The 17493-nt window shown below is 68.0% G+C and carries 17 protein-coding genes and 1 pseudogene; 13 read left to right on the top strand and 5 right to left on the bottom strand.

Annotation, left to right across the window (positions count from 1 at the left end):
• Positions 1-552: 552 nt before the first annotated feature.
• From F1599_RS06260 to sugE, 12 genes are all read left to right on the top strand, one after another.
• Entirely contained in the window at positions 553-2244 is a 1692-nt protein-coding gene (locus tag F1599_RS06260) for an AMP-binding protein (RefSeq protein ID WP_150082555.1), read from the top strand.
• An 89-nt stretch (positions 2245-2333) separates the two neighbouring features.
• Positions 2334-2729 (top strand): DUF488 domain-containing protein, encoded by a 396-nt coding sequence (locus tag F1599_RS06255; RefSeq protein ID WP_149317581.1) that lies wholly within the window; start codon positions 2334-2336, stop codon positions 2727-2729.
• 447 nt (positions 2730-3176) lie between these two features.
• A complete protein-coding gene (locus F1599_RS06250) occupies positions 3177-4424 on the top strand; it encodes a nucleoside recognition domain-containing protein (RefSeq protein WP_150082554.1) in 1248 nt (415 codons plus the stop codon).
• 406 nt (positions 4425-4830) lie between these two features.
• Positions 4831-5115 carry a DUF1488 family protein gene (locus F1599_RS06245; RefSeq protein WP_053822693.1) on the top strand — a complete coding sequence of 95 codons (285 nt, stop codon included), beginning with the start codon at positions 4831-4833 and terminating at the stop codon, positions 5113-5115.
• A gap of 123 nt (positions 5116-5238) precedes the next feature.
• On the top strand, positions 5239-6288 hold the full coding sequence (paaA, locus tag F1599_RS06240; protein ID WP_187829140.1) for a 1,2-phenylacetyl-CoA epoxidase subunit PaaA: 1050 nt from the start codon (positions 5239-5241) through the stop codon (positions 6286-6288).
• A 52-nt stretch (positions 6289-6340) separates the two neighbouring features.
• Positions 6341-6628 carry a 1,2-phenylacetyl-CoA epoxidase subunit PaaB gene (gene paaB, locus F1599_RS06235; protein WP_006579224.1) on the top strand — a complete coding sequence of 96 codons (288 nt, stop codon included), beginning with the start codon at positions 6341-6343 and terminating at the stop codon, positions 6626-6628.
• A gap of 12 nt (positions 6629-6640) precedes the next feature.
• Positions 6641-7492: a 1,2-phenylacetyl-CoA epoxidase subunit PaaC gene (paaC, locus tag F1599_RS06230; protein ID WP_150082553.1), complete on the top strand. Its 852-nt coding sequence runs from the start codon at positions 6641-6643 to the stop codon at positions 7490-7492.
• Positions 7493-7524: 32 nt separating this feature from the next.
• The gene (paaD, locus tag F1599_RS06225; RefSeq protein ID WP_317845731.1) at positions 7525-8256 is read left to right on the top strand and encodes a 1,2-phenylacetyl-CoA epoxidase subunit PaaD; all 732 of its coding nucleotides are present in this window, start codon (positions 7525-7527) and stop codon (positions 8254-8256) included.
• A gap of 57 nt (positions 8257-8313) precedes the next feature.
• Positions 8314-9402: a 1,2-phenylacetyl-CoA epoxidase subunit PaaE gene (gene paaE / locus F1599_RS06220; RefSeq protein ID WP_149317577.1), complete on the top strand. Its 1089-nt coding sequence runs from the start codon at positions 8314-8316 to the stop codon at positions 9400-9402.
• A gap of 312 nt (positions 9403-9714) precedes the next feature.
• On the top strand, positions 9715-10506 hold the full coding sequence (locus tag F1599_RS06215; protein ID WP_149317576.1) for a DUF1835 domain-containing protein: 792 nt from the start codon (positions 9715-9717) through the stop codon (positions 10504-10506).
• Entirely contained in the window at positions 10506-11117 is a 612-nt protein-coding gene (locus tag F1599_RS06210; protein ID WP_149317575.1) for a TetR/AcrR family transcriptional regulator, read from the top strand. The genes F1599_RS06215 and F1599_RS06210 overlap by 1 nt, the downstream gene beginning before the upstream one ends.
• Positions 11118-11264: 147 nt before the next feature.
• On the top strand, positions 11265-11579 hold the full coding sequence (sugE, locus tag F1599_RS06205) for a quaternary ammonium compound efflux SMR transporter SugE (RefSeq protein WP_006578904.1): 315 nt from the start codon (positions 11265-11267) through the stop codon (positions 11577-11579).
• 96 nt (positions 11580-11675) lie between these two features.
• On the opposite strand, the gene kefC is transcribed toward sugE, so the two are convergent.
• Positions 11676-13484, bottom strand: coding sequence for a glutathione-regulated potassium-efflux system protein KefC (gene kefC / locus F1599_RS06200; RefSeq protein WP_150082552.1), 1809 nt, complete (start codon positions 13482-13484; stop codon positions 11676-11678).
• Positions 13481-14074: a glutathione-regulated potassium-efflux system oxidoreductase KefF gene (gene kefF, locus F1599_RS06195; RefSeq protein WP_223819509.1), complete on the bottom strand. Its 594-nt coding sequence runs from the start codon at positions 14072-14074 to the stop codon at positions 13481-13483. Before kefF ends, kefC begins: the two co-directional genes overlap by 4 nt.
• Before the next feature lie 334 nt (positions 14075-14408).
• Between kefF and F1599_RS06190 the strand changes: the two genes are divergently transcribed.
• Positions 14409-15107 carry a GNAT family N-acetyltransferase gene (locus F1599_RS06190; protein ID WP_149317573.1) on the top strand — a complete coding sequence of 233 codons (699 nt, stop codon included), beginning with the start codon at positions 14409-14411 and terminating at the stop codon, positions 15105-15107.
• A gap of 174 nt (positions 15108-15281) precedes the next feature.
• Here the strand turns inward: F1599_RS06190 and F1599_RS06185 are convergent, their stop codons facing one another.
• The 3 genes and pseudogenes from F1599_RS06185 to F1599_RS06175 form a co-directional block, all read right to left on the bottom strand.
• Positions 15282-15773 carry an Lrp/AsnC family transcriptional regulator gene (locus tag F1599_RS06185; RefSeq protein WP_150082551.1) on the bottom strand — a complete coding sequence of 164 codons (492 nt, stop codon included), beginning with the start codon at positions 15771-15773 and terminating at the stop codon, positions 15282-15284.
• 297 nt (positions 15774-16070) lie between these two features.
• Complete coding sequence (locus F1599_RS06180) at positions 16071-16793, bottom strand: EF-hand domain-containing protein (protein WP_150082550.1); 723 nt, start codon at positions 16791-16793, stop codon at positions 16071-16073.
• A gap of 351 nt (positions 16794-17144) precedes the next feature.
• Positions 17145-17493, bottom strand: a pseudogene (locus tag F1599_RS06175) (hypothetical protein); the annotation flags it as partial.

Genomic DNA, 17493 nt, shown 5'->3' with positions numbered 1-17493 from the left:
TCGCTCTTTCGAGCGGTCGCTCACTCTCAGAAAACTGACTGGCTCCATCGTCTTGACGCCGATGAAGCCACGTTTTGCTGTGCGAGCACTTGATAACTTTTGAGCTGTCGCCGATCCCGAAGAATCGACTGTGACTGCCGCTATCGAGCGCCCACACTTATCGGTTGTTCGTTTGTTAAAGAACTGCGCGGCCGGCTTTGCCGTTCGCGTCGCTGCGTTGTCAGCAGCAGAGAAACGAGATTATGCAGAACATTTCGCTTCTCGTCAACAGGTTGTCAGCACTTTTTTGCTGCGGCTCCAGCACCGCAGCACCTTCGCCTTCCCCGCCAACCCCGCCGCCGTTCGGCTGCGAGGGGGCGAATATTAAGGGAGGGCGTGGCCGAAGGCAAGCAAATTAAGTAAAAACCCGAATTCGGCCTTGAAGTGCTTCAAAGACAACAAATGTCGCACCGGTGACAGCATCGGCGGAACGCTTCGCCTAAGCTGGCGCCCCATACCTATAAGAGAAGCACCCCTGACTACGATTCAGTCAATCAGTCGAAGGAGACAACCATGACGCTGATCCCGAACGCCGGCCTGTCGCTGGTCACTGGCGCCACCGACGTGCCGCTGTCGGACCAGACCATCGCCGAATTGCTGGCCGCCACGGCGGCGGCCCACCCGGACGCAGAGGCCGTCGTCTTCCGCGAGCAGGGAATCCGCTGGACCTGGCGCCAGTTCAGCGAGCAGGTCGACCGCCTGGCCACCGGCCTGCTGGCGCGCGGGATCGCGCGCGGCGACCGCGTCGGCATCTGGTCGCCGAACCGGCAGGAGTGGCTGGTGACCCAGTTCGCCACCGCCCGCATCGGCGCCATCCTGGTCAATATCAACCCGGCCTACCGACTGGCGGAACTGGAGTACGCGCTGAACAAGGCCGGTGTCCGGATGCTGATCACGGCCGCGCGCTTCAAGTCGAGCAACTATATCGAGATGCTGCAGAAGCTGGCGCCGGAGCTGTCCGACAGCCAGCCGGGCGCGCTGCGAGCGGCTCGACTGCCCACGCTGCAATGGGTCGTGCGCATGGGCGAGGAGGACACCGCCGGCATGCTGCTCTATGCCGAGCTGCTGTCCCGGCCAGATACCGGTGCGCTGGACGCCGCCGGCTCGGCGCTTGGCCCGCACGATCCGATCAATATCCAGTTCACCAGCGGGACCACCGGCAACCCCAAGGGCGCCACGCTGACGCACCACAACGTGGTCAACAATGGCCGCTTCGTGGCGATGGCGATGCGGCTGACCGACCGCGATTCGCTGTGCATCCCCGTGCCGCTGTACCACTGCTTCGGCATGGTGCTGTCGGTGCTGGCCTGCGTCAGCGTCGGCGCGCGCATGATCTTCCCCGGCGAGGCCTTCGATCCGCTGGCGACCATGCAGGCCGTGCACGAGGAACGCTGCACCGCCCTGCACGGCGTGCCGACGATGTTCATCGCCCAGCTCGATCACCCCGAATTCGCGAGATTCGACTTCACCTCGCTGCGCACCGGCATCATGGCCGGCGCCCCCTGCCCGATCGAGGTGATGAAGCGGGTCATCAAGGACATGCATATGGCCGAGGTGACGATCGCCTACGGCATGACCGAGACCAGCCCGGTCTCCTTCCAGAGTGCGACCGACGACCCGCTGGAGAAACGCGTGGCGACGGTCGGCCGAGTCCAGCCGCATCTGCAGTGCAAGATCGTCGACGAAACCGGGCAGGTCGTGCCGGTCGGCGCCACCGGCGAGCTGTGCACCCGCGGCTATTCGGTAATGCTGGGTTATTGGGAGGACGAGGCCCGCACGCGCGAGACGATCCGCGACGGCTGGATGCATACCGGCGACCTGGCCACGATCGACGAGCAGGGCTATTGCAATATCGTCGGGCGGGTCAAGGACATGGTGATCCGCGGGGGCGAGAACCTGTATCCGCGCGAGATCGAGGAATTCCTGTTCCGCCATCCCAAGGTGCAGGCGGTGCAGGTGTTCGGCGTGCCCGATCCGAAGTACGGCGAGGAGCTGTGCGCATGGATCGTGCTCAAACCCGGGCAGAGCGCGACCGAGGACGAGATCCGGGAGTTCTGCCGGGACCAGATTGCGCACTACAAGATCCCGCGTTATGTTCGTTTCGTCCACGACATGCCGATGACGGTCACCGGCAAGGTGCAGAAGTTCGTGATGCGGGAAACCATGATTCGCGAACTGGGGCTCGAGCCGGCAGCGACCGCCTGACCGTGCCTGCCCGGTGGCGGCCGGCGCTTCGGCGTCGGCCGCCGCCCACACCGCCCACACCTTCCACACCGCAGACAGGAGCGCCCGCCATGGCCGTCCACATCGTCAGGCTCGGAACCCCGCGCAGCGCCGGCGAAGGCCTGCGCATCGGCACGGTGCGCCGGCCGCCGCGCGGCGTGCCGCGCAGCGAATACGCCAGCCGGGACTTCTACGATGTCTGGTTCCCGCTGCTGTCGCCCTCTCCGGAACTGGTCGCCGAAGCCAAGCATGCCCAGGAAGAGGAAGACGACAAGGCCTGGCGCCATTTCGAGCGGCGCTTCCAGGCCGAAATGGCCGAACCCGAGGCCAGCCGCACGCTCGACCTGCTGGCCGCGCTGTCGCACCAGACCAATTTCGCGATCGGCTGCTATTGCGAGGACGAACAGCGCTGCCACCGGTCGATCCTGCGCAAGCTGCTGGCCAAGCGCGGCGCGGCGTTCGCCTAGGTCGTCTCCCTGAAGGAGGCTGGCGGGCCCGCGACGCCAAAGCGGTGGAGCCGGCACGGAGTGGCCCAGCCGGTGCGGAGTGGCCCAGCCGGCACGGAGCGGCCGAGCCGGTGCGGAGCGGCGGGGACCGCGGTAAGCGGCGAGAGCGGCGGCACGCCCCGCGGACCTGCGGTGACGGCGGGCAGCCCTAGAGCAGCCGCGGCCGGCGGCCAGCGGCCAGCGGCCAGCGGCCAGCGGCCAGCGGCCAGCGGCCAGCGGCCACGCTATGATAGGCGCCTTGTGCACCACGCCGTTCTTTGCGGCTCGCCATGCGGGCTGCGCCCACAGTTCCCGCGGATCCGTCCGTTGATCCGGCCGCTTATTGCCCGCTTATTTGCCCGCTGACTTGCCCGCTGACTTGCCCGCTTATTTGCCCGCTTATTTGCCCGCTTATTTGCCACTACGCCCATGGCATTGAACCTGGTCTGGCTGTCCTTTTTCCTGTCCGCCTTCGCCATCGGCTGCGTGCGGCTGGCACATGGCGATGCCGCCATCTTTCCGGCCATGCTGGCGAGCCTGTTCGACAGCGCCCGCACCGCCTTCGAGATCTCGCTGAGCCTGGCCGGCATCATGGCGCTGTGGCTCGGCATCATGCGGGTCGGCGAGCGTGGCGGCGTGGTGCAGGGCTTCGCGCGCGCGGTCAATCCGGTGCTGCGGCACCTGTTTCCCGGCGTCCCGCAAGGCCACCCCGCCCAGGGCGCGATGATGATGAACGTCTCGGCCAATATGCTGGGCCTGGACAATGCCGCGACGCCGCTGGGCCTGAACGCGATGCGCGAGCTGCAGACGCTGAACGACAAGCCCGACACCGCGACCGATGCGCAGATCATGTTCATCGTGCTCAATACCGCGGGGCTGACGCTGATTCCGACCTCGGTGATCGCGATGCGGCAGGCGGTCGCGCTGAAGCAGGGTCTGGTCGGCTTCAACGCCGCCGACATCTTCCTGCCGACGCTGCTGGCGACCGGCGTGTCGTGCCTGGCCGGGCTGGTCGCGGTGGCGTGGACTCAGCGGCTCAATCTGCTCAAACCCGCCATCCTCGGCACGCTGGTGGCGATCGTGGCCGCGCTCGGCGGTCTGGCGGTCTGGCTGCGCCGCGCGCCGGCGCCGCAAGTCGACACCGTGACCGCGCTGGCGGGCAGCCTCTTTATCCTGGGCCTGATCGTGCTGTTCCTGCTGTGCGGGGCGGCGCGGCGGGTCAACGTCTATGAGGCCTTCGTCGACGGCGCCAAGGAAGGCTTCGGCGTGGCGGTGCAGATCATTCCCTACCTGGTGGCGATCCTGGTCGCGATCGGGCTGTTCCGCGCCAGCGGCGGCATGGACTGGCTGATGCAGGGCCTGGCGGGCGCCGTCGCCAGCCTCGGCCTGAATACCGACTTCGTGCCGGCGCTGCCGGTCGGCCTGATGAAGGTGCTGTCCGGCGCCGGCGCACGCGGCCTGATGGTCGACGTCATGACGACCTACGGTGTCGATTCCTTCCAGGGCAAGCTGGCCGCGATCATCCAGGGATCGACCGAAACCACCTTCTATGTGCTGGCGGTCTACTTTGGCAGCGTCAATGTGCGTCGTACCCGGCATGCGCTGGGCTGCGCACTGTTCGCCGATGCGGTGGGCTTGGTCGCCGCCATCGGCATCGCCTACCTGTTCTTCCATTGATAGGACTGGGCTGGCGGCTTACGGGGACAGATTACTGTTGCACTGACACAACGAAATCGTACCGATTTCAGCTTTTTGGAACGCGGACCTTGGTGCGTCGCAACAAGCCGCGTATAGTGAAGTCTGTCTCCTCCACCACCTCGGTGGATTCCAGCCCGCGCACAACCTGCGCGGGTTTTTTTTCGTCCACATTTCGGCGCTTCCTGGCGGGGCGGCCTGACTCCGCTCCGACGCGTTGGTGCGCTGCAGCATAAACGAGTCGATGAAGTAAGCGAGCACTCGCCATCGACGGGAAGCCCGCACGCGAAACAGGGGCCGGATCCCGATCCAGGACTCCCGGCTGGCGTGTGCCGCCCGATATCCTAGAATGGTCGTGACTCCCGTCCCTTTCCGGCCGAGGCACGCCATGCCTGAGATCCTGTTTCCCAGCAGCGTCCCCACCTACTGCGCAGCCAGCCTGACGCTGTCGTGCCCCGCCACCGTCAACGGCCAACCGTCCCGCTATTCGATCACCGCCGAAGCGCTCGAGTCGCATTTTGGCGCGCGCTCGCCGCGGGAGGAAGACCTGGTACGTGCCTTCACCGACCATCGGCCGCGCATCGAAAGCATCGCGCAGTCGCTGTTCGAGATGACCCGTTCGCGCAATATCGTGCTGCGCAGCGGGCACGTCCGCTTCGTTCCCGAATCCTGATCCCGACGCGCTGATGGCATGGCGCCAACACGCCCGCCAATTAATTGACCGAACGGTCGGTTTATATATAATGCTTCCTACCGCCCGGCCCACGCACGGCCGGGACCCGCCAGAGGAGGCGCTATGTACACCCAAAGCCTGGACCTGCCCCAACAGCCCCTGCCGGCCGACGCGCAGCGCGCCGCCAACGAAGGCGCGCATGCCCCCAGCAACGCGGCCGAAAGCGCCGAGGCGCAGGCCGCGTTTGATGCGCGCCTGGCCGCGGACGGCAAGATCGAGCCGCAGGACTGGATGCCTGCCGCCTACCGCAAGACGCTGGTCCGCCAGATTTCGCAGCACGCCCATTCCGAGATCATCGGCATGCTGCCCGAGGGCAACTGGATCACGCGCGCGCCGTCGCTCAAGCGCAAGGCGATCCTGCTGGCGAAGGTGCAGGACGAAGGCGGCCACGGCCTCTATCTCTATTCGGCGGCCGAGACGCTGGGCACCTCGCGCGACGAGATGGTCGACGCCCTGCATCGCGGCAAGGCCAAGTATTCGTCGATCTTCAATTACCCGACGCTGACGTGGGCCGATGTCGGCGTGATCGGCTGGCTGGTCGACGGCGCGGCGATCATGAACCAGATTCCGCTGTGCCGCTGCTCCTACGGTCCGTATGCGCGGGCGATGATCCGCATCTGCAAGGAAGAGTCGTTCCACCAGCGCCAAGGCTTCGACGCGCTGCTGGCGATGATGCGCGGCACCGACGCGCAGCGCGAGATGGTGCAGGACGCGGTCAACCGCTGGTGGTTTCCGGTGCTGATGATGTTCGGCCCGCCCGATGCGGCGTCGACCAACAGCGCGCAGACCATGGCCTGGGGCATCAAGCGCATCTCGAACGACGACCTGCGCCAGAAATTCGTCGATGCGACGGTGGAGCAGGCCAAGGTGCTCGGCGTCTCGCTGCCCGACCCGGGCCTGCGCTGGAACGAGGAACGCGGCCACTACGACTACAGCCCGCTGGACTGGGACGAGTTCTGGCGGGTCATCAACGGCGACGGCCCGTGCAACCGGGAACGGCTGGCCACGCGCGTCAAGGCGCACGAGGACGGCGCCTGGGTACGCGAGGCCGCGCTGGCCCACGCCGCCAAGGTGGCACAGCGCGAAGCGGCGCAAGCCCGCGCCGCGGCCTGAGCCGCAACGGCTCCGGCAAGTGACCGCAAGCCGCCGACAGGAGACAAGCAAGATGACGCAAAAGGAATGGCCGCTGTGGGAAGTGTTCGTCCGCAGCAAGCAGGGCCTGGAACACAAGCATTGCGGCAGCCTGCACGCGGCCGACGCGCACCAGGCGCTGCGCATGGCGCGCGACGTCTATACGCGGCGCCAGGAAGGCGTGTCGATCTGGGTGGTGCCGTCGTCCGCGATCACCGCCAGCGTGCCCGACGAGAAGGCGGAGCTGTTCGACCCGATGGCCGACAAGATCTACCGGCATCCGACCTTCTATCAGCTGCCCGATGAAGTCAACCATATGTAAGAAGGGCCGCGCATGACCGCCACGCTCAGTCCCACCCCTTTGCCGCTGCTGTCCAACCTGCCGCTGGCGCGCACCGCCGGCTGGCAGTACGTGCTGCGCCTGGCCGACAACGCGCTGATCCTCGGCCAGCGCAACGCCGAGTGGTGCGGCCACGGACCCGTACTGGAAGAAGACATCGCGCTGGCCAATATCAGCCTGGACCTGATCGGCCAGGCGCGCCTGCTCTATGCGCGCGCCGGGGAACTGGAGGCCGAACTGACCGGCCGGGCGCGCCACGAGGACGACTACGCCTACTGGCGCGGCGAGCGAGAATTCCGCAACTGGACGCTGCTGGAGCTGCCGCACAGCGGGCCGCTGGCCGGCACCGCCTCGTCGGACCGCGACTACGCCGTCACCATCGTGCGCAACTTTCTCTACAGCGCGCTGATGGTCGAACTGTGGAGCGCGCTCGCAGGCAGCCGTGACGCCGGTCTGGCCGCGATCGCCTCGAAGTCGATCAAGGAAGCGCGCTACCACCTGCATCACGGCGCGGACTGGCTGGTGCGGCTGGGCGACGGCACCGAGCTGTCGCACGAGCGCACACAGCGCGCGCTGGACCATCTGCTGCCCTATATGAACGAATGCTTCGTGCCGGATCCGGTCGAACAGGAAGCGGCGGCGCAGGGCATCGCGGTGCCGACCGCGGAACTGCGGCCGGCCTGGCAGGCGACCGTCGAGCAGACCGTGGCCGAAGCCACGCTGACGCTGCCCGCCGCGACCGGTTTCGTGTCGACCGGCAAGCAGGGCCTGCACTCCGAGCACATGAGCTACCTGCTGGCGCAGATGCAGAGCCTGGCGCGCGCCCATCCCGGCGCGCACTGGTAACGGCGGACGCCGCGCATATCGAGGCCGATCCCATGCCAGCCACCTTGACCCTCCCGGGCATGCACGCGGATTCCGACGCGGATTCCCACGCGGATTCCCACGCAAACGGGCACCCGGACACCCGCCTGCACGCAGTCCACGCCGATGCCGACGCGCAAGCGCGCGCGGCCCGCGCCTGGACCGTGCTCGACGCGGTGCCCGATCCCGAGATCCCGGTGGTATCGATTCGCGATCTCGGCATCCTGCGTGAAGTGGCGATCGCCGACGACGGCGCGCTGGAGATCGTGATCACGCCCACTTATTCGGGCTGCCCCGCGATGGCGGAGATCGCCGAGGACATCGGCCGCGCGCTCGACCAGGCGGATCTTGGCCCGTGGAAGATCCGCACCGTGCTGGCGCCGGCGTGGACTACCGACTGGATCACCGCCGAGGGCCGCGACAAGCTGCGGGCCTACGGCATCGCGCCCCCGGCGCGCTGCGCCGACCAGGGGGCGCCAACCCGGCTGGTGCGCTTCGTGCCGCGCCATCGCGCGCCCGGCGATACTGGCGCTACGAACGCTACGGGCGCTCGGGTTGCTACGGGCGCCGCAGGTGCCACGGGCGCCGTAGGTGCCACGGGCGCCAGGGCCACCGACAACGTCACCTGCCCGCACTGCGGCAGCCCCGACACCGAGCCGCTGTCGCAGTTCGGCTCGACCGCGTGCAAGGCGCTCTACCGCTGCCGCGCCTGCCGCGAACCGTTCGACTACTTCAAACCGTACTAGCCACCGTACCAGCCAGGCCGCCCAGCTCCCGCCGCCGCCCACCGTTCCCACGCCGCCATGACCCCTCAGTTCCATCCGCTGCGCGTGGCGCAGGTCCGCCCCGAAACTGCCGACACCGTCTCCGTCGCCTTCGAGGTCCCGCCCGCGCTGCGCGACGCCTACCGCTTCAAGCAGGGCCAGTTCCTGACGCTGCGCACGTCGATCGACGGCCAGGAGGTACGGCGCTCGTATTCGATCTGCTGCGGCGTGCAGGACTACGACCAGCAGGGCGAGCTGCGCGTCGCGGTCAAGCGGGTCGACGACGGGCTGTTCTCGAACTTCCTGCACGATGCGGTGGTGCCGGGCCACACGATCGACGTGATGACGCCGGACGGCCGCTTCCATGTCCCGCTCGACCCCGAGGCGGCGCGCCACTACGTCGCCTTCGCCGCCGGCAGCGGCATCACCCCGGTGATGTCGCTGATCCGGACCACGCTGGCGGTCGAGCCGAACAGCCGCTTCACGCTGGTGTACGGCAACCGCAATGTCGACAGCATCATCTTCGCCGAGGCGCTGGACGACCTGAAGAACCAGTACCTGTCGCGCCTGACGCTGTACCACGTGCTGTCGCGCCAGCCGCAGGAGGTCGACCTGCTGCATGGCCGGCTGGACCGCGCGCGGGTGCAGGCCTTCCTCGAGACGCTGATCCCGGTCGACGACATCGATGCGGCCTTCGTCTGCGGCCCGGCCTCGATGATCGACGACGTCGAGGCCGCGCTGAAGGACGCCGGCCTGGACCCGCACAAGATCCACGCCGAGCGCTTCGGCGTGCCGCTGGCGCAGCCGCGCCGCCAGCCCGTCAAGGTGACCACCGACGAGGCCGGCACCGCGCAGCTGGTGGTGGTGCTCGACGGCAAGCAGCACGCGATGCGCATCCCGCTGCAGGACGCCAACGTGCTCGACACCGCGCTGGCGGCCGGACTGGACCTGCCCTATGCCTGCAAGGGCGGGGTCTGCTGCACCTGCCGCGCCAAGGTGCTGGAGGGCAAGGTCGAGATGGAGAAGAACTACACGCTCGAGCCGTGGGAGATGGACAAGGGTTTCGTGCTGACCTGCCAGGCCCGGCCGCTGACCGAGCGGGTGGTGGTCAGCTACGACGAGCGGTAGGTAGACCGGTAGAGGACCGCGGAACCGCGCCCGGGCCGAACGCGTGACCGAACACGCTCGGCGGAGCGCATGACCATACCCGAGCCGAACGCGCGGCGGCGCACGCACCGCCGCCGTCCCGCCGCGCTGCATGGTTAAAATGGCCGCTGCCTGAAACCGCGCGCCCGGGCGCCCCCGCGCAGATACCGCGCCGCCCCGGCCCGGATACTGGCCAGATACTGCCCGGATAGTGTCCGGATACTGCCAGGATGCGGCGCCGCCCGCCGCCCGCGCGGTGCTGTTGAGCCGTCTTATCCATATACAATCACGGCCATGCAATACATCCACGTCGTCAACGGTGACATGGCGGGCAACACGCTGCGCCAGGCACTGGCGCAAGCCGCCCGTCCGGACCCCGTCGTCGTGCTGCGCGACGACCTGGCCGTCGGCCCGATCGCCGACGTGGACAGCAGCGGCCTGATCCGCTCCGGCTTCTGGCAGCGCGTCGCCCCGCACAGCGAGATCGACTTCGCCGCCGAGATGCGCCAGGCGCTGGACCAGCTGCAGGGCCTGCGCCAGAGCGAGCCCGAGGTCGCGATCTGGCATGGCCAGAGCGCCTCCGACCAGCTGATGCTGCGCCGGGTCGTGTTCCACCTGTACCAGAGCCCGCAACGGATCAACGAGGTCGCGATGGACAGCCGCGAGCTCGACGGCACCACCCAGGGCAACCTGACCGCGATCGGCATGTATCCGGCCGCCCGGCTGGCGCGCCGCTTCTCCACCATCGCACCGGTCTCGGTGCTGCGGCTGGGCCGGCTCGGCTACGAGTGGCAGCAGAACGTCAAGGAAAACGCCGACGTGCGGCTGTGGAAGGGCAATACGCTGGTACCCGCGGCCTATCACTCGGTCGACGAGGTGATCCTGGAGCGCGCCCCGCTCGAATGGACGCCCGCGGCCCAGGTGGTCGGCAGCGTGATGGGCGCGATCGAAGGCCTGCTGGCCAGCGACTGGTTCGTGTTCTGGCGCTGCCGCGAACTGATCGGCGCCGGTCAGATGGTGCTGCGTGGCAATGCCGATTCGCTGCAGACCTGCGAGCTGCGGCGAAACCTGACGGCCGATTCCTGATGGCCCGTACCAAGGCGCCCGACTTCGAGGCCCAACGCGAACAGATCCTCGAGCTGGCCGCGGCGGCGTTTGCCGCCAGCAGCTATCCGAGCACGTCGATGGCCGACCTGGCCGCGGCCTGCGGCACCTCGAAGGCGCGGCTGTACCACTACTACGAGAGCAAGGAAGCGATCCTGTTCGACCTGCTCGATCGCTATACGCGCCGGCTGATGCTGATCGTCACCGAGGTCGAGGCCGAAGCCGAGCGCCAGGGCCACAGCGAGCGCGACAGCTTCGCCAACCTGATCCGCGCCTTCCTGGCCGAGTACGAGACCTCGCAGACCCGGCATATCGCGCTGATCAACGACGTCAAGTTCCTCGCGCCCGAGCAGCGCGACATCATCCTGAAGCGCGAGCGCGATGTGGTCGCGGCCTTCTCGCGCCAGTTGCGGCGGGCCTATCCGGAACGGGTCACGCGCGAGAACCAGACCGCGCTGACGATGACGGTATTCGGCATGATCAACTGGACCTTCACCTGGCTCAAGCCGGGCGGCAAGCTGTCCTACGCCGACTTCGCCGAGATGGTGATCGACCTGCTGGCGGGCGGCCTGCCCGGACACGCGCGCGCCTGACGCCGCGGCGCTCCCGCGATAGAATGCCGCCTGCGCCGGGGACGACCCCGCGCCGCCGCGGCAAGCCGTTCCGGCTTCGAGATTCGATCCAGCGGCGCCCGACCAACCGGGGACGGCCCCGATGCCTCGACACCATCGCAGCCCATCATGCCCTGGATCTACGTTCTGCTCGCCGGCCTCACCGAAATCGCCTGGGCCACCGGCCTCAAATACTCCGAAGGTTTCTCCCGCCTGTGGCCATCGGCCTTCACCATCGTGACGATGGTGGTCAGCTTCTGGCTGTTGTCGCTCGCCATGCGCGCGCTGCCGCTCGGCACCGCCTACGCGGTCTGGACCGGCATCGGTGCGGTCGGCTCGTTCGCGGTCGGCATCCTGCTGTTCGGCGAATCGGCCAGCTTCTGGCGGCTGTTCAGCGCCGGCCTGGTGCTGGCCGGCATCGTCGGCCTGAAGCTGTCGTCGTAGCGGCGCGCGCGACACCGGGGGCGGCGGGGGCAGAGACACGCGCGACGGCGAGGGTGCCAACGAAGGCGCCGACGAGGGCGGCGACCCCGGCGCGGGTCACGACCACTCCGCCTCCTCGCGCCGGCGCCGCTGCTCGCGGTCCTGCCTGAACATTTCCTCGAGCTCGTCGCGCGCCTGCCGCGCCAGCGACACCATCGTCTTCTGGTCGGTGTAGTGCGGGTAGAAGCGGTCGATCGCGGCGATGTTGTGGCGGCGGAATTTCATCGCCGCGGCGCGGGCCTCGGCCGGGTCCAGCCCCAACCCCTCAAGCACGCGCCGGCCCAGCATCAGCGAGCCCTCGAACATCTCGCGCTCGAACAACTCGACGCCGCGGTCCTTCAGCAGATAGACGTGCGACACATGGCGGGCGCGGGCGTAGATGCGCAGATGCGGAAAGCGCTGGCGCACGCGGTCGATCAGCGCCAGGCTCTCGTCCATGCCGTCGACCGCGACCACCAGGATCTTCGCCTTCGCCGCGCCCGCGGCTTCGAGCAGGTCCATGCGCGTGGCATCGCCATAGAAGACCTTGAAGCCGAACTGCCGCAGGAAATCGATCTGATCGGGGTCGTGGTCGAGCACCGTCACGCCGATGCCCTGCGCATACAGCAGACGGCCGACGATCTGGCCGAAGCGGCCGAAGCCGGCGATCAGCACCGGGTTGTCCTGCGGCTCGATGGTGTCGTCCGCCCGCTGGCGCAGCTTGCCGGCCCGCGGCGCGACGATCTGGTCGTAGGCCAGCAGCAGCAACGGCGTGGTCACCATCGACAGCGCCACCACCAGCACCAGCAGCGCGGCGATGTTCTCGGGCAGCAGCCCGGCGGAGCGCGCCACGCCGAACACGACGAAGGCGAACTCGCCGGCCTGCGAGATCAGCAACGCAAACAGCAGGCGCTGGCCGCGCGCGATCTCGAAGCGGGGCGCCAGCAGCCGCAGCACCAGCACCTTGGCGCCGACCACCGCGGCGACCATCCCCAGCACCTGCCACGGCTGCTGCGCCATCACGCCGAAGTCGATCGACATGCCGACCGCCATGAAGAACAGCCCCAGCAGCAGGCCCTTGAAGGGCTCGATGTCGGCCTCCAGCGCGTGGCGGTATTCCGAGTCGGCCAGCAGCACGCCGGCGAGGAAGGTGCCGAGCGCCATCGACATGCCGACCGCTTCCATCATCGCGGCGATGCCGACCACCAGCAGCAGCGCGAAGGCGGTGAACATCTCACGCATGCCGGTGCGGGCGATGAAGCGCAGCGCCGGACGAACCAGGTAGCGCCCCCCGATCACCACCGCGGCGATCACCGCCACCGCCCTGGCCGCGCCGATCCAGGCCGGTCCGTCCGCCGGCTGCGAACCGTCAAAGGTCAGCATCGGCAGCAAGGCGATCATCGGGATCGCGGCGATGTCCTGGAACAGCAGGATGCCGAAGCTGGCCTTGCCGGCCGGCGTGGCGAACAGATTGCGCTCGCCCAGCGTCGCCAGCGCGATCGCGGTCGACGACAGCGCCAGGCCCAGCCCGGCCACCAGCGCGACCTGCCAGCTGGCGCCGAAGGCCGCGGCCAGCGCGCCGATCAGCAACGCGCAGCCGGCCATCTGCAGGGCGCCATAGCCGAAGATGGTCTGGCGCAGCGCCCACAGCTTGGTGGGCGCCAGCTCCAGGCCGATCACGAACAGCATCAGCACGACGCCGAATTCCGAGAAGCTCAGGATCGATTCGACGTCGGTGACCACCCGCAGCGCCCAGGGCCCGATCGCCGCGCCGGCGAGCAGATAGCCGAGCACCGCTCCCAGGCCGAAACGGCGCGCCAGCGGCACCGCCACCACCGCGGCGACCAGGAACACCAGCACCACGCGCAGCGCATCATGCGGATTCATGCGAGCTCCAGCCGGGCGGCCGCGGTGGCTGCGGTGGCCGCCTTGGTCGAGCCGCCTTCGTCGCCGTGGCCGAGCGCGGCCATGACCTCGGCGATCACGCGCTGCACACCCGCCTCGTCCAGCCGGTAGGCGTCGTGGATCGCGATCGGCGCGCGCCACGTCATGCCGCATTCCAGCGCCATCTGCTCCAGCGGCAACAGGAACGAGGACAGCGGATGCCGGTGCACGCCCTCCGCCGAGTAGGCCTCCTCGGTGCCGCGCGTGCTGGCCACCACCAGGCAGGACTTGCCGCGCAGCGCGGTGCCGCCCGGGCCGTGGGCCCAGCCGCGCTCGAGCACCTCGTCCATCCACAGCTTCAGCAGCGGCGGCACGCTGAACCAGAAGGTCGGAAACTGCAGCACCACGGTGTCGGCGCACGACAGCGCGCGCTGCTCGGCCACCACGTCGATGTCGTAGTCGGGATAGCGGGCATAGAGATCGCGCACGTCGACATCGGGCAGCGCGGCGAGCGCCTCGGCCAGCGGCCGGTTCACATGCGAGCGCTTCGCGCGCGCATTGGCATAGATCACAACGATGGGTCGGGCGGGCATGGTGTGTAGCAAGCGTTACTTTCAACGGCAGGGCGGGATGGCGCGGAACGCTGCAACAGACTGCGGCGTTGCAACATTTCCACACCCGGGAATCGCCGGATCGGCAAGCAAGATATTGATTTTTAAGGGATTACTGGAGCGTCAGTCCGGCCGTCCGGCGCTCTGCGACGCACCATGCTTACGCCAAACTGACAAATGCGCTACAATACTTTTCGCGTTGCCGCAAGATAGGATTTGCCCCATCCATTAGGAAATTGCATTCTGATGGTCTACTTTGACAAGTCTGCTTGCCGCGATGTGACGTTTATACCCTGAATCGCCCAAGGAACAGAAAGTGAATCCGCTCGAACTGAGCAAGGCGGTCGGTGCCTTCACCGACGAAGATCTTCGCAAAGCAGCCGCAGCCTCGCAGGCCGCCCAGCGCCCGACCACTCTGGTGCGCGAGCTGGGGGCCCAGCATCGCTCGCGCCTGCTGAAGCATTTTCTCGCCCTTGGCGAGGAAGATCGCCTGCTCCGCTTTGGCCAGTCGGTGGGCGACCACGTGATCGAGGCCTATGTCGACAGCATCGACTTCGACCACGACACGGTGTTCGGCGTCTACGACGAGCATATCGAGCTGGTCGGTGTCGGCCACTTCGCCAACCTGCGCGACAACGCCCAGGGCCGCGTGGCCGAGTTCGGCGTATCGGTGTCGCAGAGCGCGCGCGGGCGCGGCATCGGCAGCGCGCTGTTCGAGCGCGCCGCCATCCATGGCCGCAACACGAACGTGCGCACGCTGTACATGCACTGCCTGTCGCGCAACGCCGCGATGATGCACATCGCCAAGAAGGCCGGCATGAAGGTCCAGTACGCCTACGGCGAGGCCGATGCCTACCTGGAGCTGCCGCCGGCGGACACGGTCAGCCGCCTGACCGAGGCGATCGACGAACAGGTCGCGGACCTGGACTACGTGGTGCGCCGCAACCTGCGCGACGCGCGCCGCTTCGGCCAGCGCTTCTGGCGCTCGATCATGCCGCAGAAGAGCACGGCCTGATCGGCATCGACACCCGCCGACAGGGAAACGGCGCGCCGACTGGCGCGCCGTTTTTCGTTTGGGGCCTGCCAGGGGAACGCCGCCGGGCCGGTCGGTCGTCAAGGCGCTCCGCCGCTTGGCTGCCCGGTGGCGTGCCGCTCGGTGTGTCCGCCGCTCGCTCGGCCGCTCGGTCGCTCAGCCGCCGACCACCGGCAGCGCCGTGGTGTCCTTGATCGATTCGAGCGCGAAACTCGAGCGCACATCGATTACCGCCGGATGGGCCAGCAGCTGGTCCTTCATGAAGCGGGCGAAGTGGTCCATGTCCTCGACGTAGACCTTCAGCAGCAGGTCCATCTCGCCCGTCATCGCATGGCAGGCGGCGACCTCCGGCCAGATCGCGATGGCGGCACGGAACAGGTCCAGTGGCGCCTTGCCCTTGGGCGCGCCGCCGTGCTTCTCCAGGCGTACGTTGATGTAGGCCAGCAGCCCCAGCCCGATCTTGCCCGGCTCCAGCAGCGCCGCGTATTGCCGGATCACGCCGATCTCCTCCAGCCGGCGGATGCGCCGCAGGCATGGGCTAGGCGACAGGCTGACGCGCTCCGCGACTTCGAGATTGGTCAACCGCCCGTTGGTCTGCAGGACCTCGAGGATCTTCCGGTCGATCTTGTCCAGCTCCACCTTGCTCACGATATTGTTGCTCCGCAATAAGACAGCCAGCAATTTTTTTGCGCAAATTTAGCAAGACGGGCACAAGGTTGCAATTTTTTGTGAGATGACGTGTCCTCTGGCGCCGAGCCGCCGCCATTCCACGACGGCCGGACGAATGCACGGCTCGGCCGAGCACGCCGCGAGTCGGCCGAGTACGGCCGCCGGCGAACGCCAACGACAAAGCGCGCGGCCTTTCGGACCGCGCGCTTCTTATTGCCCCGTATTGGCCTCACCGCGCTGCGGCGGGACGCCGGGGGAGCGCCGGGGAATTACCGCTCAACCGCCCTCGGTCGACGGCACCGCGGGGTTGTTCGGCTGCGTCGGCGGGGTGCCGGCATTGCCGGCGGTTCCCGGTGCGCCCGGCGCGCCGGGTGCGCCCTTCATGCCGTGGTGGTGGCGGTGCATCCGCTCCATCCGCTGGTGATGGGCCTGGCGCATGCCGGCGCCGATTTCGTCGCGCGTCAGCTTGCCGTCCTTGTTGGCATCGAGGCGGTCGTAATGACTGGCCAGGCGCGGCATGCCAGCCTCGGCCTCCTGCTTGCTCAGCGCGCCGTCGCCATCCTTGTCGGCGGCCTTGAAGCGCGCATCGAAGCGCTCGCGCATCTGCTGGCGGTGCTGCTCGTGCTGGGCCTTGTGGAAGGCGCGCATCTCGTCCCGGTCGATCTTGCCGTCCTTGTTGGCATCGACGCGGGCGAACATCGCATCGGCTTCCGCCTTCGAGATCGCGCCGTCGCGGTCGGTATCGGCCGCGCGCAGCGACATGCCGCCGTGGTGGCCGTGGTGGCGATGATGACGGTGGTGGTGGCCGTCGGCGCGGTGACCCTTGTGCGCCTGCTTGCCTTCTACCGCGGAGGCAGCGGCGGCTGCTTGCGGCACGCCCTGGGTGACGGGGGCCGGTGCCTGAGTCTGCGCGATCGCGCTGCCGCCGATCGCCAGGAACACCGCCGAAGCGGCCAGCAACTGGTGAACAGGGCGCGGCTTGATGGTGTTTCGTGACATGTCTGTTTTCCTTGTTTCGGTCGACTGGTCGGATTGACCATGTACCGATTAGAACGCAGACGATGGCGGGAAGTTGGCCGGATTAATAGGATGTTACGCGGCTCACAGAAACGGCCCCGGGCTGTAAACGGCCGCAATACGGGAGCAATACGCGACCAATACGGGGACGGTACGAAAGTGATACAGAACGCCGCAAGCCGGTTCGCATCGCGCCTTCGCCCGTTCAGCCCGTTCAGCCCGTTCAGCCCGTTCAGCCCGTTCAGCCCGTTCAGCCCGTTCAGCCCGTTCAGCCCGTTCAGCCCGTTCAGCCCGTTCAGCCCCGTTCAGCCCGTTCAGCCCGTTCAGCCCGGTTCAGCCCTTGGACATCATCGCCCCGTCGTCGCCCTGGTCCATGCCTGGGCTCATGCCCGGATTCATGCCGGGGTTCACTGCGGGGTTCATGCCGGGATTGGCGCCGGGGTTGTAGCCAGGATTGGCCCCCGGGTTGTAGCCGGGATTGGCGCCGGGATTGAAGCCGGGATTGGGCGCATGCTGCGGCGGAACGTGCGCGGCCACGCCCGGATTCGTCGCCATGCCGGCCGGCGGCTGGGTCGCCGCGGGAGCCGCGGCGGTGGCCGGGGGATTCGCCGCGGGGTTCGGCATCGGCGGCGTGGCCGGCGTCGACAGCGGGGCCGCGGCGCCGGACGGCGGGGTCGCCAAC

Origin of the sequence: Cupriavidus cauae (genome assembly GCF_008632125.1) — a bacterium.
Taxonomy (GTDB): Bacteria; Pseudomonadota; Gammaproteobacteria; order Burkholderiales; family Burkholderiaceae; genus Cupriavidus; species Cupriavidus cauae.
The sequence above is the reverse complement of the archived record's forward strand: the minus strand, read 5'-3'. Positions and strand labels throughout refer to the sequence as shown.